24 protein-coding genes are annotated in these 23,214 nt (G+C 51.9%); 10 read left to right on the forward strand and 14 right to left on the reverse strand.

Annotated features, from left to right (window positions below; all coding sequences use genetic code 11):
• The first annotated feature begins 12 nt into the window (after positions 1-12).
• Positions 13-657 carry a leucine efflux protein LeuE gene (gene leuE, locus OH663_RS17575; RefSeq protein ID WP_200013359.1) on the forward strand — a complete coding sequence of 215 codons (645 nt, stop codon included), beginning with the start codon at positions 13-15 and terminating at the stop codon, positions 655-657.
• Positions 658-762: 105 nt separating this feature from the next.
• Here the strand turns inward: leuE and OH663_RS17580 are convergent, their stop codons facing one another.
• Entirely contained in the window at positions 763-924 is a 162-nt protein-coding gene (locus tag OH663_RS17580; protein WP_048222496.1) for a phage protein, read from the reverse strand.
• A gap of 141 nt (positions 925-1,065) precedes the next feature.
• On the opposite strand from OH663_RS17580, the gene OH663_RS17585 reads away from it, so the two are divergent.
• Positions 1,066-1,431 carry a hypothetical protein gene (locus OH663_RS17585; RefSeq protein WP_045438437.1) on the forward strand — a complete coding sequence of 122 codons (366 nt, stop codon included), beginning with the start codon at positions 1,066-1,068 and terminating at the stop codon, positions 1,429-1,431.
• 50 nt (positions 1,432-1,481) lie between these two features.
• On the opposite strand, the gene OH663_RS17590 is transcribed toward OH663_RS17585, so the two are convergent.
• From OH663_RS17590 to OH663_RS17625, 8 genes are all read right to left on the reverse strand, one after another.
• A complete protein-coding gene (locus tag OH663_RS17590) occupies positions 1,482-2,294 on the reverse strand; it encodes a shikimate 5-dehydrogenase (RefSeq protein ID WP_200012945.1) in 813 nt (270 codons plus the stop codon).
• Between the two features lies 1 nt (position 2,295).
• Positions 2,296-3,516 (reverse strand): L-sorbose 1-phosphate reductase, encoded by a 1,221-nt coding sequence (gene sorE / locus OH663_RS17595; protein WP_045438442.1) that lies wholly within the window; start codon positions 3,514-3,516, stop codon positions 2,296-2,298.
• Between the two features lie 74 nt (positions 3,517-3,590).
• Positions 3,591-4,415 (reverse strand): PTS system mannose/fructose/sorbose family transporter subunit IID, encoded by an 825-nt coding sequence (locus tag OH663_RS17600; RefSeq protein WP_045438444.1) that lies wholly within the window; start codon positions 4,413-4,415, stop codon positions 3,591-3,593.
• Between the two features lie 11 nt (positions 4,416-4,426).
• On the reverse strand, positions 4,427-5,224 hold the full coding sequence (locus OH663_RS17605) for a PTS mannose/fructose/sorbose transporter subunit IIC (RefSeq protein ID WP_045438446.1): 798 nt from the start codon (positions 5,222-5,224) through the stop codon (positions 4,427-4,429).
• 190 nt (positions 5,225-5,414) lie between these two features.
• Positions 5,415-5,909, reverse strand: coding sequence for a PTS sugar transporter subunit IIB (locus OH663_RS17610; protein ID WP_048222486.1), 495 nt, complete (start codon positions 5,907-5,909; stop codon positions 5,415-5,417).
• Positions 5,909-6,316: a mannose/fructose/sorbose PTS transporter subunit IIA gene (locus tag OH663_RS17615; RefSeq protein ID WP_045438451.1), complete on the reverse strand. Its 408-nt coding sequence runs from the start codon at positions 6,314-6,316 to the stop codon at positions 5,909-5,911. Before OH663_RS17615 ends, OH663_RS17610 begins: the two co-directional genes overlap by 1 nt.
• Before the next feature lie 9 nt (positions 6,317-6,325).
• Entirely contained in the window at positions 6,326-7,132 is an 807-nt protein-coding gene (locus tag OH663_RS17620) for an SDR family oxidoreductase (RefSeq protein WP_200012938.1), read from the reverse strand.
• Positions 7,133-7,202: 70 nt separating this feature from the next.
• Complete coding sequence (locus OH663_RS17625; protein WP_048222483.1) at positions 7,203-8,156, reverse strand: sugar-binding transcriptional regulator; 954 nt, start codon at positions 8,154-8,156, stop codon at positions 7,203-7,205.
• Between the two features lie 343 nt (positions 8,157-8,499).
• Here OH663_RS17625 and rluF point away from each other — a divergent pair, with 343 nt between their 5' ends.
• Positions 8,500-9,375, forward strand: a complete 876-nt coding sequence (gene rluF / locus OH663_RS17630; RefSeq protein ID WP_200012936.1) for a 23S rRNA pseudouridine(2604) synthase RluF — start codon at positions 8,500-8,502, stop codon at positions 9,373-9,375.
• Here rluF and OH663_RS17635 read toward each other — a convergent pair.
• The 3 genes from OH663_RS17635 to rtcR all read right to left on the reverse strand — a co-directional run bounded on the left by OH663_RS17635 (position 9,372) and on the right by rtcR (position 12,430).
• Positions 9,372-9,644 carry a YjbD family protein gene (locus tag OH663_RS17635; RefSeq protein WP_045438461.1) on the reverse strand — a complete coding sequence of 91 codons (273 nt, stop codon included), beginning with the start codon at positions 9,642-9,644 and terminating at the stop codon, positions 9,372-9,374. The genes rluF and OH663_RS17635 overlap by 4 nt on opposite strands.
• A 97-nt stretch (positions 9,645-9,741) precedes the next feature.
• Complete coding sequence (gene panS / locus OH663_RS17640; protein ID WP_200012934.1) at positions 9,742-10,683, reverse strand: ketopantoate/pantoate/pantothenate transporter PanS; 942 nt, start codon at positions 10,681-10,683, stop codon at positions 9,742-9,744.
• Between the two features lie 166 nt (positions 10,684-10,849).
• On the reverse strand, positions 10,850-12,430 hold the full coding sequence (gene rtcR / locus OH663_RS17645) for an RNA repair transcriptional activator RtcR (protein WP_200012933.1): 1,581 nt from the start codon (positions 12,428-12,430) through the stop codon (positions 10,850-10,852).
• A 451-nt stretch (positions 12,431-12,881) separates the two neighbouring features.
• On the opposite strand from rtcR, the gene OH663_RS17650 reads away from it, so the two are divergent.
• Positions 12,882-14,018: a slipin family protein gene (locus tag OH663_RS17650; protein WP_045438464.1), complete on the forward strand. Its 1,137-nt coding sequence runs from the start codon at positions 12,882-12,884 to the stop codon at positions 14,016-14,018.
• 105 nt (positions 14,019-14,123) lie between these two features.
• Here OH663_RS17650 and lysC read toward each other — a convergent pair whose 3' ends face one another.
• Positions 14,124-15,473, reverse strand: coding sequence for a lysine-sensitive aspartokinase 3 (gene lysC, locus OH663_RS17655; protein WP_200012932.1), 1,350 nt, complete (start codon positions 15,471-15,473; stop codon positions 14,124-14,126).
• Positions 15,474-15,783: 310 nt separating this feature from the next.
• Here lysC and pgi point away from each other — a divergent pair, with 310 nt between their 5' ends.
• From pgi to psiE, 6 genes are all read left to right on the forward strand, one after another.
• Entirely contained in the window at positions 15,784-17,430 is a 1,647-nt protein-coding gene (gene pgi / locus OH663_RS17660) for a glucose-6-phosphate isomerase (RefSeq protein ID WP_045438468.1), read from the forward strand.
• Positions 17,431-17,803: 373 nt separating this feature from the next.
• Positions 17,804-18,046, forward strand: a complete 243-nt coding sequence (yjbE, locus tag OH663_RS17665; RefSeq protein ID WP_045438470.1) for an exopolysaccharide production protein YjbE — start codon at positions 17,804-17,806, stop codon at positions 18,044-18,046.
• A gap of 122 nt (positions 18,047-18,168) precedes the next feature.
• On the forward strand, positions 18,169-18,807 hold the full coding sequence (locus OH663_RS17670; RefSeq protein WP_200012931.1) for a YjbF family lipoprotein: 639 nt from the start codon (positions 18,169-18,171) through the stop codon (positions 18,805-18,807).
• Positions 18,804-19,541 (forward strand): capsule biosynthesis GfcC family protein, encoded by a 738-nt coding sequence (locus tag OH663_RS17675; protein WP_048222463.1) that lies wholly within the window; start codon positions 18,804-18,806, stop codon positions 19,539-19,541. The genes OH663_RS17670 and OH663_RS17675 overlap by 4 nt, the downstream gene beginning before the upstream one ends.
• Positions 19,541-21,637 carry a YjbH domain-containing protein gene (locus OH663_RS17680; RefSeq protein WP_200012950.1) on the forward strand — a complete coding sequence of 699 codons (2,097 nt, stop codon included), beginning with the start codon at positions 19,541-19,543 and terminating at the stop codon, positions 21,635-21,637. The genes OH663_RS17675 and OH663_RS17680 overlap by 1 nt, the downstream gene beginning before the upstream one ends.
• 159 nt (positions 21,638-21,796) lie before the next feature.
• Positions 21,797-22,207 (forward strand): phosphate-starvation-inducible protein PsiE, encoded by a 411-nt coding sequence (gene psiE / locus OH663_RS17685; RefSeq protein WP_003031674.1) that lies wholly within the window; start codon positions 21,797-21,799, stop codon positions 22,205-22,207.
• 111 nt (positions 22,208-22,318) lie between these two features.
• Here psiE and malG read toward each other — a convergent pair whose 3' ends face one another.
• On the reverse strand, positions 22,319-23,209 hold the full coding sequence (gene malG / locus OH663_RS17690) for a maltose ABC transporter permease MalG (protein WP_045438481.1): 891 nt from the start codon (positions 23,207-23,209) through the stop codon (positions 22,319-22,321).
• Between the last annotated feature and the right edge of the window lie 5 nt (positions 23,210-23,214).

Here is a 23,214-nt window from a genome sequence, read left to right on the forward strand (position 1 = left end):
GTTGGAGTAATAATGTTTGCTGATTTTGGTATCGTGAATTTCTGGACGTATCTGCTTGGTGCGACACTGATAGTCCTTGCTCCTGGCCCTGAAACCATGTTCGTGATAAAAACAAGCATTACGAGCGGTATCAAACGAGGCTTTGCTGCAATATTTTCCATTCTCATGAGTGACGTACTTCTGGTTCTGCTGGCATGGTGTGGGCTGGCCGCGGTCATAAGCTCAACTCCAGCCTTGTTTAACGCCATCAAATACGCAGGTGCTGCCTATCTTTTCTATCTCGGTGTCCAGACGATACGCTCTATTTTTAAGCCAGCTGTCGAAATGACTCAGGAAAAGAAATCTTCAGCGGATGCTAAAGGGATCATCGGGCGCGGAATGCTGGTTACATTACTGAATCCAAAGACGCTGCTGTTCTATATCTCTTTCTTCGCCCAGTTCATCAATGTTCAGGCTGAACATTCCTGGATGGCATTTATCATTCTTGCTGCGGTAATGTTCGCGATTACTCTAGTTTATTTCGGCTTTCTCGTTTTCTGCGGCTCTTATCTGCTAAGCCGTCTGAAAGGCAACCGTAGATTATCAACCATTGGGAACGCACTGGTAGGTATGTTCTTCATTGGATTTGCAGCACGACTCGCAAGTGCAACTTCCTAACTAGACAGCTAAACCGCCTCACAGCGGTTTTTTTACGCTCTTACGCTGGATGTGACGACCGCTTTTCGCTCTCAGCGGACTTTCAGCCAACCGACATAAATCCCCTTAAACCTCAATCCCTTTTTGCTTCAGTTCTTTCCTGATAATACGTTTAATCCAGGCAGCAAGCGATTCATCGCCGTCCTGTTTTTGTGCTTCTTCCATTGCTTTTCGCAGTTCTGGATCCAGACGGAATTGAAACGGGGGATTGCCTCTTCTTTCATTCATGTGTGTTGACACCTTAATTACACAAGAGTGGTGTGAGCATGTGTGATGACACATTACTCTCACACATTAAAAATGACAACGCCCCGAAAGTGCAGCAACACGATCAGGGCGTTTAACCACAACATTATACGAGGTAATGCTATGGCTGATGCTAATCGTACCACTAACGCCCGTTCGGCGTCTTTTTCTCTCCTGCCTGAAGCTGATCTATTCCACTTTCCACTCGCTGAGGCCTTTCGCCATCTCGACTGTAGTCAACTCTCCACTGAAGAAAACCTGGCACTGTCATTTGGCTGCGAAGAGATGCTGGCCGGTCTGTATCACACGCTGAATGTTATGGGTGAAAGCCTGCTGACAATGGCGGGTGAAAAACAGGAACGTATGTCCAATGAGAGCGTTTGCCAGTTGGGGCACAGCCTGATGAACATCAGCCAATTGATTCCTGCACTGGCTGAGTTAGAAGCGAAAGCGGATCAGCAACTGTTCGCTATGCCTCGAATTGCGTAGTGGCAAAGACAAATAAGAGCGCCCATCCCCGGCGCTCTACTCCTGCTCTCTTACCCCGCTCGCGCAAATTCAGCAGCTTCGGCAATCAGTGCGTCGTCCGGGCGCATGCCGGTGTACATGGCGAACTGCTCCACGGCCTGTAAGGCAATCACTTCTGCACCGCTGATAGTCTTTTTACCCAACTGCTGCGCCAGTTTTATCACCGGCGTTTCTGGTGGCAGGGCGACGACATCAAACACCACGTGGGCGTTAGCGACCATCACTTTGCTGTACGCCAGTTCATCGCTTTCTTTACCTCCGGCCATACCGACGGGGGTGACGTTGACCAGAATGTCACAGGCAATCCCTTCCGGCTGTGGCTGCCATTGAAAACCGTACTGTCTTGCAAGCACCGGGCCGCTTTTCCGGTTGCGGGCAGCAACGATCACATCGTGAAAACCGGCATCGCGAAACGCGGCGATGACCGCCTTGCCCATCCCACCGCTGCCGCGAATCATGACGCGAGCGCCGTTATCAAGCTGGTGGCTGGCAATCAGGCTTTTTACTGCAATATAGTCGGTGTTAAAACCCGTTAGCGTACCGTTGTCGTTGACGATAGTGTTCACGGAATCAATAGCTTGCGCAGAGGGATCGATGACATCCAGAAACGGCATGCAGCTCTCTTTAAACGGCATCGATATCGCGCAGCCGCGAATACCTAACGCTCGCACGCCTTTCACCGCAGCCTCGATATCCTGAGTGCTGAAGGCTTTGTAGATAAAGTTTAACCCCAACTTTTCATACAGATAGTTGTGAAATCGCGTGCCGAAGTTGCCGGGCCGACCGGCAAGCGACATACACAGCTGGGTGTTGCGATTAATCATGTTAAATCTCCCTGGCGTGCGCCAATACGTATTGCTCGGCTTCCTGTGACCAGATCCCATGATGGCGTTCCAGGATATCGCGCAAAGCCGGATCGTCTATCTGCGTCAGCGCGGTTAATGGCAACGCTTTGCCGGTGTACACCAGTTTTTTTCCGCCGCCTACAGCCGGAAGCTCCAGCGTTGTTTCACCTGCCGCATTCAGCCCGAGAATGTGCGTCACCACTTTTGCAGCCTGTACTTTTTTCTCTTCAATCAGTTTTACTGCCGCGCGCATATCGTCAGTATTACCGCCAGACGTCCCGACGTAATGGGTGAAAGCGTAGTGGACATCGTAGAAGTTAATCGGCGCGGTGAACTGCTTATCCTGCGGACCGGCAAAGAAGTTCATACAGCCATCGGCTGCCAGCAGGGAAGAGGCCAGCGTGACCAGTTGCTCGTTCGGCACAAACACAAAGATGTCGTCAAATCCGTGACCGCCGCTCAGCGCCATCAGCGTGTCATAAGACGCTTCCTGGGCGTGAAGATAGTGGATCTGTGTTTGTGGCTCCGACGGATAGTGTTTGCGGGCGTAGCTTAGTTTGTCTTTGTTGGTATCGGTTACCACCAGCAGTGCCGGATTAACCGGGCCGTGCAACGCATAATCAATCGCCAGCAGCCCCATTGGACCGGTGCCGCCGAGGATTAGCGTGCGCCCCTGCGGACGAATGCCCATCTTGTGGTTATAGGTGCCTTCCTGCAGGTGATAGTTGGCGTTGAATGCGCCAATCACGCAGGACAGTGGTTCAACCAGGGAGCCTTCAAAATAGGTCTCTCCTTCGTAGGCGAGCAGGCAGTCCTGCTCCATTACTTCATTGGGAATGACAACGCGCGTCGCCTCACCGCCAACCCAGGGAAAGGAGTAGCCGGGGCAGTCCGGGCGATCCGGGAGTTGCAGGTTAGCCTGAATCACATAGCGCTGGCCGGGTTGAAACTTATGCTGCCATTTTTTCCCCACGGCGAGAATATCGCCGCAAAACTCGTGGCCGATGATGATCGGGTTGATGGCCACATCGTCCGGTACTTTTTTGTGGTTCTCGCCCTGATTCGCTTCTTTCCAGGAAGAGAGGCACAGGCTGTCGGTGACGACCGAAGCCAGAATTTCATCGTCCTGCATTTCCGGAAGATCGAAAGTTTCCAGGCGCAGATCGCGTTTGCCATAAAGGCGTAAAGCTGTCGTTAACATATATACCACCTCTTTCCCTGTATCTTCTGGGAATAGTTATTTGAAGGTGCCCCGGTAGAGACCGGGGCGAATAATCAGGACAGGAAGCCCAGCGCATGACCGATAATCCCCAAACCAAACAGGGCAAAGATCAGCCATACCGGATTAATTTTCTTGTTAAGCAGCCGTACCATCAGCAGTGTCAGCGCCAGCGCCAGCAGGCCAGGGCAAAGCTGATCGAGAATGTTTTGTACGGTCATGGTGACAGTGGTGCCGTCTGCGCCAGGCGTTTGCGATACCACCAGCGGTACGTTGATGCTGGTCCATTTGGTGACCAGAACCCCCATCACAAACAGGCCGAGAATCGATGCGCCTTCGGTTAGTTTTTGCAGCAGATTGCCGCCCATATCGCTGACGATGTTGACTCCTTTACGAAAGCCAAGCTGTAAGCCGTACCACTTCATCGCCAGACGCACCGCGTTGAAAATAAAGAAGAACAATAACGGACCGAGAATGTTGCCGGAGAGCGCTAAAGATGCACCGAGCGCGGCGGTAATCGGCCGTAACGTGCCCCAGACCAGCGGGTCGCCGACGCCGGCAAGCGGACCCATCAGGCCGACTTTGATGCCATTGATCGCACCATCGTCAATTTCCGCACCGTTGGCGCGTGCTTCTTCCATTGCGGCGGTGACGCCGATCACCGGTCCGCACACCGCCGGAGTGGTGTTGAAGAACACCAGATGACGCTTAAGCGCCGCGACCTGATCCTCCTTCAGTGGATACAGGCGTTTAATGGCGGGGATCATGTCGTAGCAAAAACCCAGCCCATGAATACGTTCAAAGTTGAATGATGCCTGTTGCAGGTTGGAGCGAACAAACATGCTAAACAGGTCCGATTTGGTCAGTTTTTTCTGTTCCATGATGGGCTCCGTTAGTCGTCAAGTTGGTCAAGGGCGGTAGATGTGGTGGCTTGCGCCTGCGGTTCGGCTTTACGCCATTGCGGGTTCAACTGGATATAAACCAGCGCGATAATTACGCCCACACCGCCAAAGGCCAGCAGGCTCAGGTCGAGATAGCCCCCGGCGATAAAGCCGAGGAAGAAGAACGGCATCAAATACTTCACGCCCATCATTCGCAGCACCATGGCGTAACCGACCACCACGATAAAGCCACCAGCAATCTGCAGGCCGCGAGTGACGAATTCCGGGATAGCATTCAGCATATTGCTGACCATGTCGGCGCTAACAAACAGCGAAACAATCAACGCCGGAATAGCGACGCGTAGCGCCTGCACACCCAGCGCGGAGACGTGAAGGATATCGATGGTACGAAAGCGCGCGTCTTCCGCTGCTTTATCTGCCGCGTGCTGGAACACCACGGTGATAGTACGGGCAAAGACGGTGAGCACCTGGCCTGCGGCAGCTACGGGAAGCGCAATCGCGATACCGGTTGCGATGCTCTGCTGGCCGACGATCACCAGAATGGCGGAAATAATACTGGCGAGTGCCGAATCGGGGGACTGCGCTGCACCAACGTTCATCCAGCCGAGCGCGATCAGCTCCAGCGTGCCGCCGAGCATAATCCCGGTTTTTAAATCACCAAGAATTAAGCCAATAACGGTACAGGCGATGAGCGGGCGGTGGGTCTGGAATTCATCCAGCACGCTGCCCATTCCGGCAATACAGGAAAATAGAAATATGGCGATAATTTGTAGGGTACTTATTTCCATAATATGGCACCTTCAGAGTGTGATCATCCCTGCCTGTTACAGCCTTAATACACAGGCGCTTTTATACATGGCATCCTTCAGGCTGCCTCGGCGTTGGCTACGTTCGTTCACCCGAATCACTTGCCAGAGTGAGCTCATCGGGATTCACTCATTTTCAGCCTTGATGCAACTTGAATGATTTTGTGTATATTTATTCAGCGAAAGATTGTTCTTTTATTTTTTCGAGAATACTAATCGATGGGTCGGAAGCCACGACGCGTAAATCCAGAGTGACGCCTAATTGATCCAACTCACGGAACGCATTAATATCATCGTCATCTAGCGAGACCGCTTTGGTTAATTGTTTTTTACCCGGTCGCCAGGCCATTCCACCAATATTTAAGGTGGCGATTTGCACGCCTTGTTTTACCATTGCCAAGGCATCCTGTGGGCGGGTAAATAAATAAAATACGGTTTCGTCTTTATATTGCGGATTGTGATATACCGCGACCGCCTTTTCGATATTGACTACGTTAACTTTCATCCCTGGCGGGGCAGCCTGGCGCAATAATGTCCGGCGTACTTCATCGTTATAGACGTCATCGTTACAGATAATAATCCGTTGGGCATTCGCCACCTTCGACCAGACGGTGGTGACCTGACCGTGGATCAGGCGGTCATCAATACGAGCAAGGGTAATGTTCATCAGAAATCCTCATCGATCGTTTCCAGTGGCTTCCAGACGACGCAAGTTTGTAGCGCAATGCTCGTCAGGTGTTCACACAGTTCATCCACGTTCATACTGCTCTGGTTGTCCACCAGTTCCAGCGCCAACGGCAGTGACAACCCACTAATGACCCGTATTGCCGGGTTACGCATCGCCAGTGTGGCGGCGGCATTCCAGGGGCTGCCACACTGTAAATCGACGGCTATCAGCCACTCATCGCTAGTGTGGGCGCTCACTAACTTTTCCAGTTTTACCACGATGTCACTGGCGTTTTCACCGGGGACAAATTCCACCGCTTCCACGTTGGCATCGCCGTAGACCATCTGCACCGATTCCAGCATGGCGCAGGCCAGTTTGCCGTGGGCGCAGAAGATTGCATTGACCATAAAATCTCCTTAGCCGCGCGTTTTTCCGCCCGCAATGTTAGTGGTTACTCCGGTAATATAGCTGGCGCGTTCTGACAGAAGATAACAAACAAAATCAGCAACTTCGCTCAGGCGTCCCGAACGGCCAATAGGAATTGAGTTTTTGGTATAGCCCTCGCGCAACTGCTCGACGGTGATGTTGCGGGTCCAGGCCAGCGCTTCTTCATACTCGGGGGTGCGCAGTCCAGTTTTTTCCAGAATGCCAGGTGCAATTCCGACTACACGAATACCGTGTTTGCCCAATTCCTTTGACCAGGAACGGGTAAAGCTATTCAGTGCGGCTTTGGTGGCGGCATAGCAACTTTGACCCTCTGAGCCTTCCAGTCCGCTTTCGGAAGAGACATTCACAATTACGCCGTCATGCTGTTTCACCATCTGGCGTGCCACTGCTTGCGACATTAAGAACACACCTTTCTGGTTGATGTTGACCATTTTTTCAAAAGCAGCTTCGTTGAGTTCATATTGTCCGGCGGGTGCTTTTTCATCGACAAGCAGGCGTGGGAAATTAACCCCTGCATTATTCACCAGTCCGTCAATACGTCCGTAGCGTTGAATAATTTCAGCAACAGTATGATTAACTTCTTTGGCGCTGGAAATATCCGTTGGCCAGAAGTGATATCCGCTATGGCTTTCATATTTACCTTCTCCGCCATGAATATCTGCCATTTGCACATTAGCGCCTTGTGCTAATAATTCTTCGACAATGGCCAGGCCAATTCCGGATGCGCCACCGGTAACAATAATAACTTTATCTTGCAGATTTAACCACGTTTGCATAATAGACTCCCAATTTCAGATAAGGTGATCCCTCATAAAATTAATTACGTCAGGATCAATTTGAATATATTTATTTCAACAATAATTCAGCAGTATGGCTGTTAGTGACTAAACCGTTAATATAATTTCCGCGTAAAGCACCGAGAATACCGCTCAGTTTTTCTTCCCCCATGGCGATGCCGATGGAGTAACGCGCCTGCTTTAATTTATTGGTTTCGATGGAGAGCGTCTTTTCACTCATATTGGTCTCTACCGTCACACCGTTGATATCATAAAAGCGTGAACAAATGTCCCCGGCAACCTGACGGGCATGCAGGTCATCACTCTCTTCGCTGCCGTAAAATGCATGCCAGTTAGCACCATCTCGTATCGCCGGGGAACCAATTCCCACCAGCGCGACATCCAGATTATCCCAGTAGGCGGAAATCGATTTAAAATGTTGTGACTGCATAATCCCGTTACGGATCAGCGGATTTTCCAGAAGCGCCGGGAAATCTGCCAGGTGCGATTCGCCCTTGAGCTTTGCCGCTGCGCTGTAAGTCAGCGTGTTGACGTGGTAGCGACTTTCAAGTTTGCCGGACGGCCCGCCGATGATAGGCACGCAGATAAGCTGACGTGACTGGCTGGCGGGGGATAATCCTTCAACCAGTCCCCTTACCGCGCGCCCCCATGAGAAACCGATAATATCGCCAGGTTCCAGCAAGCGTTCCAGTAACTGCGCGCCGTGCACGCCCATCATCTTGAGCTGTTCATCTTCCTGTTCGCTATCGCAGGAGACCACGACCGCTTCTTTCAGGCCAAATTTCTGTTTTAGCTGCTGTTCCAGCCACAGGTTCTCGTTGTAGTCGTAATTAATGGCGATGGTGACGATGCCTTGCTCGCGACCACGCTTTAGCAACCGGCTAATCGTGGTGCGATAGATTCCCAGCTCCCGGGCGATTTGCGCTTGTGTCATATCCTGTTCGTAATAAAGCTGCGCTATTTTTACGATCAGGCGGATATCATCGCTGTTTTCCGTCGCCATCTTTGGGCTCCTGCACATTTGTGCAAATCACGAAATTGACTTCTTGATCTGATATAACCCCATCCGTTCCACATCTCAAAGCTATTTTCACTTATTTCATCGCCATGAACTGGCTGATTATGTTGCACATTTGATGTGCTGATAGCGCGTTGCTGGCACAAATGTGCTTGTTGCTGTAATGCGTTGATTCTGTTTATTTTCGCCCAACAAAATTGCAGGCGCGGATTGCTGACACTTTTGTGTAGAAAGGTGTGATTGATCACATATAGCGCTTGGGCATTCGAACACGATTATTTTTTATCGCCCGCAAGGTAGGGTATATTTCTCTGCCAAAGGAGAACTTATGCTGCCCGACTCATCCATCCGATTAAATAAATACATCAGTGAAAGCGGAATCTGCTCGCGTCGCGAGGCGGATCGCTTTATCGAACAAGGGAATGTCTTCATTAATGGCAAACGCGCCACCATTGGCGATCAGGTGATGCCTGGCGACGTCGTCAAAGTGAATGGTCGGTTGATTGAGCCGCGTGAAGCGGAAGATCTGGTTTTTATCGCGCTGAATAAGCCGGTGGGGATCGTGAGCACTACCGAAGACAGCGAACGCGACAACATTGTTGATTTTGTGAACCACAGTAAGCGCGTGTTCCCGATTGGCCGCCTGGATAAAGACTCTCAGGGGCTGATTTTTCTGACCAACCATGGCGACCTGGTCAATAAGATCCTGCGTGCCGGTAACGATCACGAAAAAGAGTATCTGGTGACGGTTGATAAGCCGGTCACGGACGAGTTCATTCGTGGAATGGGGGCTGGTGTGCCTATTCTTGGCACTGTCACCAAAAAATGTAAGGTCCGGAAAGAGGCGCCGTTTGTTTTTCGCATCACGCTTGTTCAGGGGCTAAATCGCCAGATCCGTCGTATGTGCGAACACTTTGGCTATGAAGTCACGAAGCTTGAACGTACGCGTATCATGAACGTCGGTCTGTCCGGCTTACCGCTGGGGGAATGGCGTGATCTGACGGATAATGAGCTGATCGAACTGTTCAAATTGATTGAAAACTCTTCTTCAGAAGCGAAACCGAAGGCGAAAGCGAAGCCAAAAACGGCAGGTATTAAGCGCCCGGTCGTGAAGATCGAAAAATCCGCTGAGAAAGAGAAAGCGCGCCCGGCTGCAAACGGTAAACGTTTTACCTCGCCGGGGCGTAAGAAGAAAGGACGTTAACGTCTGCCGCGCGTTGGCGTATTCGCTGACCAGGAAAACGATGCTTCCGCATCTGGTTTATAAGCCTGCTTTTTCTTCAACTGGCGGGCTTTTTTTGCCTCTGCTTCGCGCTGAACCATCAGCTTATCGATGTATTCCTTCTTAATACTGTTGGTCTCTGCGTTGGTCAGCAGGCGGCCATGTGCAATGCGGGCGCGGTCAAGCAGCGTTTTCAGCTCACGCTGTTCGCGCTCGGTCATCTCTTTTTGGGTAATGCGGGGGAGTGCCATACGGTTGCCCTCAGTTAGCCTGTTAGCTGAGTGTACGGTAATCTCGGGCTGTCTGATAGCATATAGGCCGGGTAAGCTTGCGCCTCCCGGCACTTTTTTAGTTTTCCTTCACCGCCTGATGGTGTTTCTCATCAATTGGTTTACCGGACCAGTAGCCTGCCAGCAGTGAGCCGGAAAGGTTATGCCAGACAGAGAACAGTGCGCCTGGAAGCGCGGCCAGCGGGCCGAAGTAGATTTTTCCCAGCGCGGCAGCAAGTCCTGAGTTCTGCATTCCCACCTCGATCGCCAGCGTGCGGCAGGTGGATTCATCGAAGCCAAATAGTTTTCCGCCCCAGTAACCACCGAGCAGACCGATAGTGTTGTGCAAAACCACGGCGATAATCACCACAAAGCCGACGGATGCGATGTGTGACGCGGAACCCGCCACGACTGCGCTGATGATCGCCAGAATGCACACCATTGAGAAAGCAGGTAGATACGGCTCCACGGCTTTGACTACCCGTGGGAACAGATGGTGAATGACCAGACCCAGAGCGATTGGGATTACGACAATTTGTAGAATGCTGAGCAGCATTCCCATCACATCCACCTGAATATGCGCATCGACATACAGTCGTGTCAGCAGCGGGGTGGCGACAACGCCTACCAGCGTTGAAACAGATGAAATAGTGACAGACAGCGCCACGTCACCCTTTGCCAGGTAGATCATTACATTGGATGCAGTGCCGCTGGCGACACTACCGACCAGTACCATGCCAGCGGACAGTTCCGGTGGCATATGGAAAGCCAGTGCCAGAATCCAGGCCGCGAGCGGCATCACCAGATAGTGCAGGAAAATACCTGCGGCGACCGGTGCAGGACGTGAGAGTACGCGCTTAAAGTCATCAACTTTAAGATGTACGCCCATCCCGAGCATAATCAGCATTAACAGCGTGGTGACCCATGGGCCAACAGGGGTAAAGGTGGATGGCGTGTAATACGCGATAACAGAGAGTAGCAGCGCCCATAACGGGAACAGCCGGGTGAGAGTGGCGAGCATGTTGTTTTCCTTGCACTTTACTCGTCATATTTCAGGCAACAGCGATGTCGCTGTCACCAGAATTATTAAGAGTCGGTTGTGTTTGCTTGTTATAAACAGGCCGGGATCGAGCCCGACCATAGCTATTGTTTATCGCGTGCAGGAATTTTATTCAAACAAATTATGTTCATGTTCCGCTGCGGACACTCTCCCAGTTCAACCCAAAACGGGCCAGATATTTTCGCAGGCGGTCTGCATCGTTAGGATTGGTTTTCTTCTGGCGGGATACGGCAAACAGCTCGCGTCCAGCTTCGGACAATGATGCGCTGCGGCGGCAAACGTCGAGGACCGTTTCTAACTGACGCTTATCAAACAGGTCGATCTCCATATTGATTTCAGGCTGCGAGGTCGTTAGCTGCCAGCTCTCCTGTAACAGCACAATCTCTTCTTCGACAAGAGATAACGTGATGCGCCCCTGTTCGGCCAGTGTCGCCATTCGGGCAACGGATGAACTCAGTTCGCGAAAATTGCTGCGCCATTCCGCCTGTGATGAACAGGCAAACGCCAGATAACGTTCTCGTGCCTCTTTGTCGAAACGGATCTGCATCTGTTTCTTATCGGAAAAACGCTGTAGTTCATACTCTACATTCGGTGCAATATCTTCCCGTCGCTGTGCCAGACCCGGCAGGGCAAAGCGCCACATATTAATACGCGCATAGAGATCCTCGCGGAAACGTCCCTCGGCTACCCATTGCTGCATATCACGATGTGTCCCCGCAATCAGCTGGAAATCACTGTAAACCTCTTTATCCGAGCCAAACGGGAAAAAGGTTTTTTCTTCAATGGCTTTTAACAGCATGGCCTGCTCATCCAGCCCCAGTTCGGCTATTTCATCAAGAAACAACACGCCGCCATCGGCTTCCCGTAATAGCCCTGTACGTGGAGTGAGTGCGCCCGTAAATGCCCCTTTTACATGACCAAACAGCGTGGACATCGCGTTGTCGCCGCGCAGGGTGGCGCAGTTTACCGCCACCAGTTTGCCTGCCACCAGATGGCGCGACTGCCGTAACTGAAAAATACGTTTTGCCAGGAAGGATTTACCCGCGCCGGTAGGACCCGTGAGCAAAATTGGATCGGTAGATCGCAACGCAACGCGCTCAATGCGGTCAATCAGTTTATTAAACGTAGCGTTGCGCGTATCTATCCCTGCTTTCAGAAAGGAGACGGACTGCTGTTGCTCGCGCAGGAAACGGCTGGTCAGCGTGGCATAACGGCTTAAATCCAGATCGATAACCGAGCAGACGCCGGCGGTGACAGCGTCTTCTGATGAGCCTTTGGGGGCTGGACTGGTTTGCAGCAGGCTGGCGGGCAGGTAGCGGGCTTCCGTCAGCAGGAACCAGCAGATCTGCGCCACATGTGTCCCGGTAGTGATGTGTACCAGATACTCTTCGTTTTCAGTATCAAAGGGGTAATGGGTCGCGAAGTCGAGAAATGCGGCATAGACCTCCTCAAAATCCCACGGATCGTTAATCGTCACTACATGTGCGCGCACCTCGGTGTGCGGGGAAAGTTGCGTAACGTCTTTGATTAGCCTTTGCGCCACGCTCTCATCGCGCGGCTGGTGGAGCAGTTCCAGTCTGTCGATGGGAAAATCAGTCTGCAGACAGAGGCCCACTGTGGGTCGCCATCTCTTAAAGCGGCTCGCCCGCTTGCCGCGATCGTCCAGCACCGTTCCAAGAACACCAATCACCACCCGACGTTTTTTCATGGTTTATCCATATAGATAAGTTTAGATATTAAAAGATAAGAAATATCGATGAGCGCGGCAACCACCTGTATGAAGATTGAAAATTAAAATCATATAAATCAATAAAATAAAAAATAATCATGGCAATTTATCTTTCTGGCATGCTTCTGGCAATAACCCCTTCGTCAATAACGCTGAAAGCGCAGGGGGTTAAACCCCGCCGGCACGTCAGGAACGGCTGATGCTGTTTTCCGGGAGTGTTCCGTCAGTCGATGACTCAAAACGGGTTCGATTCCCAATTTCATCCTCCAAATGAAAACTGGTTGTTAATCATATAAATAAAAACGGGTTTCGCGTAGTAAGCGGACCCAAAACAGGCTGCCGGTAACGATGCCGTGTGGCAGGCAAAAGGGAATTCCCCTGTCGCTTCGCCTCTGCACCCGCGCCTGGTTCACTCATTAAGGAATAAAAAATGGCTAAGAAAATCACAATTAAAAAAGGTCAGTTAGGTCTTTTATCCCGTAAGGGGGATTACTATCAGGTGCTGGAAACAGGCGAACACCGTTTGCCGTGGCTTAACCCACCGGAAGTGCTGATCGTTAACATGGATGGTAGTGAAGTGCCCGAAGCGTTGGCGGAGTATCTGCGCCGCTTCCAGTCATCATGGGTTGATCAGTATTGCCTTGCGGCTGATTTAACCGATACCGAAGCGGCAGCGCTGTATGCCAACGGTATTCTGCAAGAAATTTTGCCGCCCTCGACACGCCGTTTGTACTGGCGGGCTGACGACGCGCTGCAGCTGGTACGCATGGATACGCGTCAGGTTCTGGTGCCAACAGAGGTTATGAATGCGGTGTTACAACCGCGACGCAATGGTGCGGTAAAGGGACGCGAAGCGATCTTAACGGTACAGATTCCGGCGTGGCACGTTGGTGTGCTGAAAATTGACGGTGAAACGCAGGCATTGTTATCGCCAGGTCTGACCGCGTACTGGAAAGTGAATCATCTGGTTGAAGCCGAAGTGGTTGATACCCGCTTGCAGGTACTGGAAGTTGGCGGGCAGGAGATCCTGACCAAAGATAAGGTCAACCTGCGTCTGAATATGGCCGCTAACTGGCGCTATAGCGACGTATTACAGGCTTTTGGTCAGCTCACCAAACCGGTGGATCATCTCTATCGCGAACTGCAGTTTGCGCTGCGTGAAGCGGTGGGTACTCGAACTCTGGATGAACTGCTGGAAGATAAGCAGATTATCGACGAAATCGTGAGTACGCAGGTGAAGAGCCGTATGACGCCGTTTGGTATCGAGGTCGCTTCGTTGGGCGTAAAAGATATTGTGCTGCCGGGAGATATGAAGGCCATATTGTCCCAACTGGTTGAAGCTGAGAAATCGGCGCAGGCTAACGTGATTCGTCGTCGGGAAGAGACTGCTGCGACGCGTTCGCTGTTGAATACGGCGAAAGTTATGGAAAACAACCCGGTTGCATTGCGTTTAAAAGAGCTGGAAACCCTCGAAAGAGTGGCTGAGCGTATCGATAAAATCTCGGTATTCGGTGGACTGGACCAGGTTCTGCACGGTCTGGTGAATATAAAAGGACAGGAACTATAAACGTTAACGGAGTGTACAGCCCGATGATGTTTACACCTGTCGGGCCGTGCACCCATACCGTAAGCCGGATAAGACGATTCACCGCCATCCGGTCTACGGACGTTGTCACTCAAACAGATTATGGTGCAGCTTCTGTACAACCTGCTCAGCTTCAGTACCGGGAACGAGGAAGCACAGGTTATGGCTGGATGCACCATAGCAAATCATGCGAATGTTGAACGGCTCCAGCACGCCAAACACCTCTTTACCCACGCCACAGGCTTTAGACAGGTCGTTACCAATCAGCGCCACCAGCGCGAGACCTTCTTCTACTTCTACCCGGCACAGTGCAGACAGTTCCATGAGCAGAGTCTGTGTCAGCAACGTATCTCCGGTGGAAGTGGAACCTGTGGTGTCCAGGGTTAGCGCCACGCTGACTTCTGAGGTGGTAATCAAATCCACCGAGATATTATGACGTGCCAGAATGCCGAACACTTCCGCTAAAAATCCACGAGAGTGCAGCATATTCAGGCTATGCAGCGTGAGCAGCGTTTGCTTACGACGCAGCGCCAGTGCGCGAAATAGCGGTGGATTCTGGGTTTTATTACACACCAGCGTGCCGCCCGCTTTTGGATCTTTGCTGGAGCCAACAAACACCGGAATATCGCTACGTACGGCGGGTAACAGGGTCGCCGGATGCAACACTTTCGCGCCGAAGGTTGCCATCTCAGCAGCCTCTTCAAAGGCGATTTCATCAATACGTTTAGCGGCTGGAACTACGCGTGGATCGGTTGTGTAGATGCCGGGAACATCGGTCCAGATATCAACGCGCGTTGCGTGCAACGCTTCTGCCAGCAAGGCTGCCGTATAGTCGCTGCCGCCACGTCCCAGCGTGGTGGTGCGGCCTTTGCTTTCGCTACCGATAAAACCCTGGGTAATAACCAGACCTTCATCCAGACGCGGGGCCAGCTGTAGCGTCGCCAGTTCAGCCAGCGCCGCAACATCCGGCTCTGCGCGGCCAAAACGATCGTTGGTTCGCATCACTTTGCGCACATCAAACCACTGCGCCTGCACGTTACGCTCACGCAGGATCTCGACAAACAGCAGGGTAGACATCAGTTCACCGTGGCTGACCAGTTCGTCAGTCAGTGCGGTTGAGGTGGCCAGTGAAGCGGCTTCTGCCAGCGTGGTGATGTTTTCCAGCAGGCGTTCTATCTCTTCGCGGATCACGTTCGGATAGCGCAGGCGTTCCAGGATATCGAACTGAATTTGACGAATGGAATCGAGCTTCTCGAAGCGTTCGGTTGGCTCCAGTCCTTCTGCCAGTGCGACCAGCAGATTGGTAATGCCTGCCGAAGCGGAAAGTACCACTAAACGGACGTTAGCATCGGAAAGTACCACATCCGCGCTGCGATTCATGGCGTCAAAATCCGCCACGCTGGTACCGCCAAACTTGGAGACAACTAGATTTGTCATAACGACCTCGTGTCAGGGAATGAAAAAAGCGACCATGGCACAAAGGCAGAACGGAAACCGGTGCAGGCGCAAATGCAAATACCGTATTTATAAATAAAATGTGTAGCCTGTACTGTCAACGCTGGGATTATGCGGATTTTTCATGCTGCGTTAGCGATGAGTAACAGCGCTTATAACAGCTATACTTTTGCTGCTTTTCATCCTCGATTCATACAGGCCAGTGCAATGGCATTAAAACAATCACACTTTTCTGTGACTGGCGTTACAATCGATCTCAGTCACAATTCTCAAAATCAGAAGAGTATTGCTAATGAAAAACATCAATCCAACGCAGACCTCAGCCTGGCAGGCACTACAAAAACACTTTGAAGAGATGAAAGACGTTACAATCGCGGACCTGTTCGCGAAAGATAGCGATCGCTTCACTAAATTTTCCGCGACGTTTGACGATCTGATGCTGGTGGATTTCTCCAAAAACCGCATCACTGAAGAGACGTTGGCCAAACTGCAGGATCTGGCGAAAGAGACCGATCTCGCAGGTGCTATCAAATCCATGTTCTCCGGTGAAAAGATCAACCGCACCGAGGACCGTGCGGTGCTGCACGTAGCGCTGCGCAACCGTAGCAATACGCCAATCATTGTTGACGGCAAAGATGTGATGCCGGAAGTGAACGCGGTGCTGGAGAAGATGAAATCCTTTTCTGAAGCGATTATCTCCGGCAGTTGGAAAGGCTACACTGGTAAGGCAATCACTGATGTGGTGAACATTGGTATCGGCGGCTCTGACCTTGGCCCGTTCATGGTGACCGAAGCGCTGCGTCCGTACAAAAATCACCTGAATATGCACTTTGTGTCTAACGTTGACGGCACGCATATTGCCGAAGTGCTGAAGAAAGTGAACCCGGAAACCACGCTGTTCCTGGTCGCGTCTAAAACCTTCACTACTCAGGAAACCATGACCAACGCCCACAGCGCGCGCGACTGGTTCCTGGCGACCGCAGGCGACAACAAGCACGTTGCCAAACACTTCGCGGCACTGTCCACCAACGGCAAAGCGGTTGGCGAGTTCGGTATTGATACCGCCAACATGTTCGAGTTCTGGGACTGGGTCGGTGGACGCTATTCCCTGTGGTCAGCAATCGGCCTGTCTATCATCCTGTCCGTGGGCTACGACAATTTCGTTGAGCTGCTGTCCGGTGCGCACGCAATGGATAAGCATTTCTCCACCACGCCTGCAGAGAAAAACCTGCCGGTGCTGTTGGCGCTGATCGGTATCTGGTACAACAATTTCTTTGGTGCTGAAACCGAAGCGATCCTTCCGTATGACCAGTATATGCACCGTTTCGCGGCCTACTTCCAGCAGGGAAATATGGAATCCAACGGTAAATACGTTGACCGTAACGGCAACGCGGTGGATTACCAGACTGGCCCAATCATCTGGGGTGAGCCGGGCACTAACGGTCAGCACGCGTTCTATCAGTTGATTCATCAGGGCACCAAAATGGTTCCTTGTGACTTTATCGCTCCGGCGATTACCCACAACCCGCTGTCGGATCACCATCCGAAGCTGCTGTCCAACTTCTTCGCTCAGACTGAAGCGCTGGCGTTTGGTAAATCTCGCGAAGTGGTTGAGCAGGAATATCGTGACCAGGGTAAAGATCCGGCTCAGCTCGAGCACGTTGTGCCGTTTAAAGTGTTTGAAGGCAACCGTCCGACTAACTCCATTCTGCTGCGTGAAATTACCCCGTTCAGTCTGGGTGCGCTGATTGCACTGTATGAGCATAAAATCTTTACTCAGGGCGCAATCCTCAACATCTTCACCTTCGACCAGTGGGGCGTGGAGCTGGGCAAACAACTGGCAAACCGCATTCTGCCAGAGCTGAACGATGATAAAGAAATCAACAGCCACGACTGCTCGACTAACGGTTTGATTAACCGTTATAAGTCCTGGCGTTAATCTGCGTCTTCCTTTGAACCGCAGCAATAATGAAATTAAAAAGCCGATATTATTATCGGCTTTTTTTATAAGATAATTCCCTTTCTCTTGAACCTTATGTGAAAATTTAATTGAGCTTAATCCTAAAATAATTTTATTACTTTAATTTTTGCTCGATTATTTTCAGAGTTTACGGATATTGTATTTTTATATAATTATTTTAACCAACTGATTTATATTTGTTTTCATATTAAAAGTTATTATTAGTACGTTCTTTTTTCTAATTATCCTAAATTCCCGCGTGCCGTAATTCGCATACTTCGGTTGTGTATACTCGATCTCGCCCGAAATTCTTTTGGGTAAATCTCCATTCATACAATGAAGGGAATTTGTGATGAAAAAAGTTCTGTATGGCCTTTTGGCTATATCTGCGCTTGCGGCGACTTCTGTCCATGCCGCCCCCGTCCAGGTGGGGGAGGCTGCAGGGTCAGCTGCCGCGTCGGTTTCGGCAGGAAGTTCCTCCGCAACCAGCGTGAGCACCGTAAGTTCTGCGGTGGGGGTCGCCCTGGCGGCAACCGGTGGTGGAGATGGCTCTAATACCGGAACCACAACCACCACGACCACCAGTACCCAGTAATCGCGGTACGTTTAACCATAACCACACTTCGGTGTGGTTATTTTGGATTGCCGTAAGCCTGCGGGACTTATCGGCCTGCCGGGTAAGCATAGCGCCACCCGGCAATAATGCGGAGAAGCGTCGTGAAGCGACCAGCGCTCATATTGGTTTGCCTGTTACTGCAGGCGTGTTCTGCCTCAACTGAGGGGCTGGGACATTCGCTGTGGAATAGCGTGTTCGGTACACCTGGCGTACAGATGACGGACGATGATATCCAAAACATGCCCTATGCCAGCCAGTATATGCAGCTCAATGACGGCCCTCAGCTGTTTGTGGTGCTCGCTTTCGCAGAAAACGACCAGCAGAAATGGGTGACGCAGGATCAGGCCGTTCTCGTGACACAGCACGGACGTCTGGTGAAAACATGGCTCGGCGGAGACAACCTGATCGAGGTGAATAATCTGGCGGCAGACCCGCTTATCAAGCCAAACCAGATCGTCGACGGTGTCACCTGGAGCCGTACGATGGGCTGGACCGAGCATAAGCAGGTGCGCTACGCCACCGCCCGCTCGGTCTTCAAATGGGATGGCACTGACAGTATCAGGGTTGCCAGCGATGAAACCTCGGTTCGCGTGCTGGATGAAGAGGTGACGACCGATCAGGCCCGTTGGCATAACCGCTACTGGATCGATAGCGACGGGCTGATTCGTCAGTCGAAACAGTACCTGGGCGCAAATTACTTCCCGGTGAAAACCACGCTGATTAAGGCGGCAAAATCATGATGAAACGGACTATTACAGCGCTCCTCGTCAGCCTGAGCGTGTCATCTGTTTTTGCAGCAGGCACTGTCAAAGTGATGACGACAGGCAACACGGAGGCGAAAACGCTGGCCGATGTGGAGCACCTGATCGATCTGGTGGGACAACCGAAACTGGCAAATAGCTGGTGGCCAGCGGCGATCATCAGCGAAGAACAGGCGACCATTACAGCGCAGCGCCAACAACAGGTGCTGTTAGGACGTTTAGCGGCGCTGAGTTCAGAGGAAAGTGGTGACGCCGCTGCCGCCATCAACACGTTACATCAGCAAGTGCAGGTGCTGAAGGTTACCGGCAGACAGCGGATTAATCTCGATCCGGACGTTGTGCGGGTAAGTGACGGCGGTAACCCGCCATTACAGGGCAACTACACGCTTTGGGTCGGGCCAGAGCCAACAGAAATTACGTTGTTTGGGCTGGTAAGTCGCCCGGGGAAGCAACCGTTTGTGGCCGGGCGTGATGTTGCCAGCTATCTCGATGGGCAAAGTTTGCTCAGTGGTGCCGATCGCAGTTATGCGTGGGTGGTCTATCCCGACGGACGTACACAGAAAGCGCCAGTCGCTTACTGGAACAAACGCCACGTAGAGCTGATGCCCGGCAGCACCCTTTTTGTCGGACTCGCCGATGCCGTCTGGAGTACAGCCCCGGATGAAATCAATGCCGACATCCTTCGCACTCTGACCCAGCGGATACCCGAATGATGAGAAAAACTTATCTGCTCAGCTTATTGGCGCTGGGTGTAAGCGTGGCGTGCCACGGTGAAACTTTCCCGGCGCCTGTTGGCCCTTCTCAGTCAGACTTTGGCGGCGTGGGGCTGCTGCAAACCCCGACCGCACGGATGGCGCGTGAAGGGGAAATGAGCCTCAACTATCGTGATAACGATCAGTACCGCTACTACTCCGCGTCTGTGCAGCTTTTTCCCTGGCTGGAAACCACGCTGCGCTACACCGATGTGCGTACTAAAAAATACAGCAGTGTTGAGTCGTTTTCTGGCGATCAAACATACAAGGATAAGGCTTTCGACCTCAAATTACGGCTGTGGGAAGAGAGTTACTGGATGCCGCAGGTGGCGGTTGGTGCGCGGGATATCGGCGGGACTGGCCTGTTTGATGCGGAATACATTGTGGCGAATAAGGCCTGGGGGCCTTTTGATTTCTCGCTCGGCCTTGGCTGGGGATATCTGGGAACCAGCGGCAATGTGAGTAATCCGCTGTGTTCGTACAGCGATAAATTCTGTTATCGCGATAACAGCTATAAACAGGCCGGATCTATCGATGGCAGCCAGATGTTCCACGGTCCGGCATCGTTGTTTGGCGGCGTGGAATACCAGACACCCTGGCAGCCATTGCGTCTGAAGCTGGAGTATGAAGGGAACAATTACCAGCAGGATTTTGCGGGTAAGCTGGAGCAGAAGAGTAAGTTTAACGTCGGTGCCATTTACCGCGTCACCGATTGGGCCGACGTTAACCTCAGCTACGAACGCGGCAATACCTTTATGTTTGGGGTCACGTTGCGTACCAACTTCAACGATCTGCGGCCCAGCTATAACGACAATGCCCGACCGAAATATCAGCCGCAGCCGCAGGATGCCATCCTGCAACATTCGGTAGTGGCGAATCAGTTAACGTTGCTGAAATACAACGCCGGGCTGGCGGATCCGAAGATTCAGGTGAAGGGCGAGACACTTTACGTCACCGGCGAACAGGTGAAGTACCGTGACTCTCGTGAAGGGATCGAACGAGCGAATCGGATCGTGATGAACGATCTTCCGGAAGGGATCCGCACGATCCGCGTAACAGAAAATCGCCTGAATTTACCGCAGGTGACGACCGAAACGGATGTATCAAGCCTGAAGAACCATCTGCAAGGGGAACCGTTGGGACATGAAACTTCGCTGGTGCAAAACCGCGTCGAACCCGTTGTTCCACAAACTGTCGAGCAGGGCTGGTATATCGATAAGTCACGCTTCGATTTTCATATCGATCCGGTGCTTAATCAGTCGGTTGGCGGCCCGGAAAACTTCTATATGTATCAGTTGGGTGTTATGGGAACGGCGGATCTGTGGGTCACGGATCACCTGCTCACTACCGGCAGTCTGTTTGCCAATCTTGCCAATAACTACGACAAGTTTAATTACACTAATCCGCCGCAGGATTCGCATTTGCCGCGGGTTCGTACCCACGTACGTGACTATGTGCAGAACGACGTGTATGTGAATAATCTCCAGGCTAACTACTTCCAGTCTCTTGGTCATGGGTTTTACGGACAGGTTTACGGCGGCTATCTGGAGACCATGTACGGCGGCGCGGGGGCTGAAGTGCTGTACCGCCCGCTGGATGGTAATTGGGCGTTTGGTATTGACGCCAACTACGTGAAACAACGTGACTGGCGCAGTGCGCAGGAGATGATGAAATTCACCGACTACAGCGTGAAGACCGGGCATCTGACGGCCTACTGGAATCCTTCGTTCGCCCAGGATGTGCTGGTGAAAGCCAGTGTCGGGCAGTATCTGGCTGGAGATAAAGGTGGGACGCTGGAGATTGCTAAACGCTTCGACAGCGGTGTCGTGGTGGGCGGCTATGCGACCATCACCGATGCATCACCAGATGAGTACGGGGAAGGGGATTTTACCAAAGGCGTGTATGTTTCTGTGCCGCTGGATCTCTTCTCCACCGGCCCAACCCGCAGTCGTGCGGCGATCGGCTGGACACCGTTGACGCGTGACGGAGGCCAGCAGCTTGGACGTAAGTTTGGTCTGTACGATATGACCAGCGACAGGAGTGAGAAATTTCGCTGATGTGAGCGTTGTTTGCCCGGTGGCGCTACGCGCATCGGGCAAGAAGCAGGCCAGATAAGGTGCTTACGATCCCTGAATAAAAGAATAAACAAAAAATATAGATCTCTGTCACATTTTTGCGTTATACAGGAACTTCGCCACAGAGTAAGAGGTGCTGTTATGACGTCACTATCTCGTCCACGTGTTGAGTTTATCTCCACGATTTTACAGACCGTCCTGAATCTAGGACTGCTCAGTCTGGGCCTGATTCTGGTCGTATTTCTTGGGAAAGAGACGCTGCATCTGGCAGACGTTCTGTTCGCGCCGGAACAAACCAGCAAGTATGAGCTGGTGGAAGGGCTGGTGGTGTATTTTCTCTACTTTGAATTTATCGCACTGATTGTGAAGTACTTTCAGTCAGGTTTTCACTTTCCACTACGCTACTTTGTCTATATCGGGATCACTGCGATTGTGCGCCTGATCATTGTCGATCATAAAGCGCCAATGGATGTATTGATCTATTCTGCGGCGATCTTGTTGTTGGTGATTACGCTGTGGCTGTGTAATTCCAAGCGGCTGAAGCGAGAGTAAAAAAATGGCGCTCCGTAGAGCGCCGAAAAACAGTCACAGGTTGGGATAACATAAGTTGAGGGTTGCAGTGGCATTGCACTGCCCGTTGCCGGGCAGGTACTTCGATGAAACTTAGCCTTTCACACCACCCGCCGTCAGACCGTTGACCAGCCAGCGCTGTGCCAGCAGGAAAACCAGGGTGATCGGAATGGCGGAAAGAACGGCGGCGGCGGCAAAGTCGCCCCACAAATAGTTCTGTGGATTGAGGTACTGCTGCATACCTACCGCCAGGGTGTAGCTGTTCACATCACGCAGTAGCAGTGAAGCGACCGGAACTTCAGTAATTGCGGCGATAAACGACAGAATAAACACCACCGCCAGAATCGGTACCGAAAGTGGTAATAGCACCAGACGGAACGCCTGCCATGGTGTTGCGCCATCCAGCGCCGCCGCTTCTTCCAGCGAACCATCAATCGTTTCAAAGTAGCCTTTAATCGTCCATACATGCAGGGCGATACCGCCGAGGTAAGCGAAGATCACGCCACCGTGAGTGTTCAGACCGATAAAAGGAATGTACTGTCCGAGGCGGTCAAACAAGGCATACAACGCCACCAGTGACAGAACCGCCGGGAACATCTGGAAAATTAGCATCCCTTTCAGCAACGTGGCTTTACCCGGAAAGCGCATACGGGCAAAGGCGTAGGCGCAGGTAGTGGAGAGTGCCACGATGCCGATGGCGGTAATTCCGGCGATTTTCACTGAGTTCCACAGCCACAACAGAACCGGGAAGGGAGGCGGTGTGACACGGCCGTCAGCATGTTCAACGCTGAAACCCAATGCCAGCCGCCAGTGTTCCCAGGATATATTTTCCGGGATCAGGCTCCCGGTAGCAAAGTTACCTTCGCGCAATGAAATCGCGATAACCATCAGCAGCGGGAACATAATTGCCGCGATGAAAATCAGCAAGCCTAAGTGCGTCGCGAAGAGGCGCATTTTTTGAGATTTGGGTTGGACCATAGCCATGTTCA

Origin of the sequence: Citrobacter sp. Marseille-Q5395 (assembly GCF_947057495.1) — a bacterium.
In the GTDB taxonomy this organism is placed as follows: domain Bacteria; phylum Pseudomonadota; class Gammaproteobacteria; order Enterobacterales; family Enterobacteriaceae; genus Citrobacter; species Citrobacter murliniae.

Coding starts and splice junctions, on each gene's coding strand:
- leuE (WP_200013359.1), top strand. CDS start 13: ATGTTTGCTGATTTTGGTATCGTGAATTTCTGGACGTATCTGCTTGGT.
- OH663_RS17580 (WP_048222496.1), bottom strand. CDS start 924: ATGAATGAAAGAAGAGGCAATCCCCCGTTTCAATTCCGTCTGGATCCA.
- OH663_RS17585 (WP_045438437.1), top strand. CDS start 1,066: ATGGCTGATGCTAATCGTACCACTAACGCCCGTTCGGCGTCTTTTTCT.
- OH663_RS17590 (WP_200012945.1), bottom strand. CDS start 2,294: ATGATTAATCGCAACACCCAGCTGTGTATGTCGCTTGCCGGTCGGCCC.
- sorE (WP_045438442.1), bottom strand. CDS start 3,516: ATGTTAACGACAGCTTTACGCCTTTATGGCAAACGCGATCTGCGCCTG.
- OH663_RS17600 (WP_045438444.1), bottom strand. CDS start 4,415: ATGGAACAGAAAAAACTGACCAAATCGGACCTGTTTAGCATGTTTGTT.
- OH663_RS17605 (WP_045438446.1), bottom strand. CDS start 5,224: ATGGAAATAAGTACCCTACAAATTATCGCCATATTTCTATTTTCCTGT.
- OH663_RS17610 (WP_048222486.1), bottom strand. CDS start 5,909: ATGAACATTACCCTTGCTCGTATTGATGACCGCCTGATCCACGGTCAG.
- OH663_RS17615 (WP_045438451.1), bottom strand. CDS start 6,316: ATGGTCAATGCAATCTTCTGCGCCCACGGCAAACTGGCCTGCGCCATG.
- OH663_RS17620 (WP_200012938.1), bottom strand. CDS start 7,132: ATGCAAACGTGGTTAAATCTGCAAGATAAAGTTATTATTGTTACCGGT.
- OH663_RS17625 (WP_048222483.1), bottom strand. CDS start 8,156: ATGGCGACGGAAAACAGCGATGATATCCGCCTGATCGTAAAAATAGCG.
- rluF (WP_200012936.1), top strand. CDS start 8,500: ATGCTGCCCGACTCATCCATCCGATTAAATAAATACATCAGTGAAAGC.
- OH663_RS17635 (WP_045438461.1), bottom strand. CDS start 9,644: ATGGCACTCCCCCGCATTACCCAAAAAGAGATGACCGAGCGCGAACAG.
- panS (WP_200012934.1), bottom strand. CDS start 10,683: ATGCTCGCCACTCTCACCCGGCTGTTCCCGTTATGGGCGCTGCTACTC.
- rtcR (WP_200012933.1), bottom strand. CDS start 12,430: ATGAAAAAACGTCGGGTGGTGATTGGTGTTCTTGGAACGGTGCTGGAC.
- OH663_RS17650 (WP_045438464.1), top strand. CDS start 12,882: ATGGCTAAGAAAATCACAATTAAAAAAGGTCAGTTAGGTCTTTTATCC.
- lysC (WP_200012932.1), bottom strand. CDS start 15,473: ATGACAAATCTAGTTGTCTCCAAGTTTGGCGGTACCAGCGTGGCGGAT.
- pgi (WP_045438468.1), top strand. CDS start 15,784: ATGAAAAACATCAATCCAACGCAGACCTCAGCCTGGCAGGCACTACAA.
- yjbE (WP_045438470.1), top strand. CDS start 17,804: ATGAAAAAAGTTCTGTATGGCCTTTTGGCTATATCTGCGCTTGCGGCG.
- OH663_RS17675 (WP_048222463.1), top strand. CDS start 18,804: ATGATGAAACGGACTATTACAGCGCTCCTCGTCAGCCTGAGCGTGTCA.
- OH663_RS17680 (WP_200012950.1), top strand. CDS start 19,541: ATGAGAAAAACTTATCTGCTCAGCTTATTGGCGCTGGGTGTAAGCGTG.
- psiE (WP_003031674.1), top strand. CDS start 21,797: ATGACGTCACTATCTCGTCCACGTGTTGAGTTTATCTCCACGATTTTA.
- malG (WP_045438481.1), bottom strand. CDS start 23,209: ATGGCTATGGTCCAACCCAAATCTCAAAAAATGCGCCTCTTCGCGACG.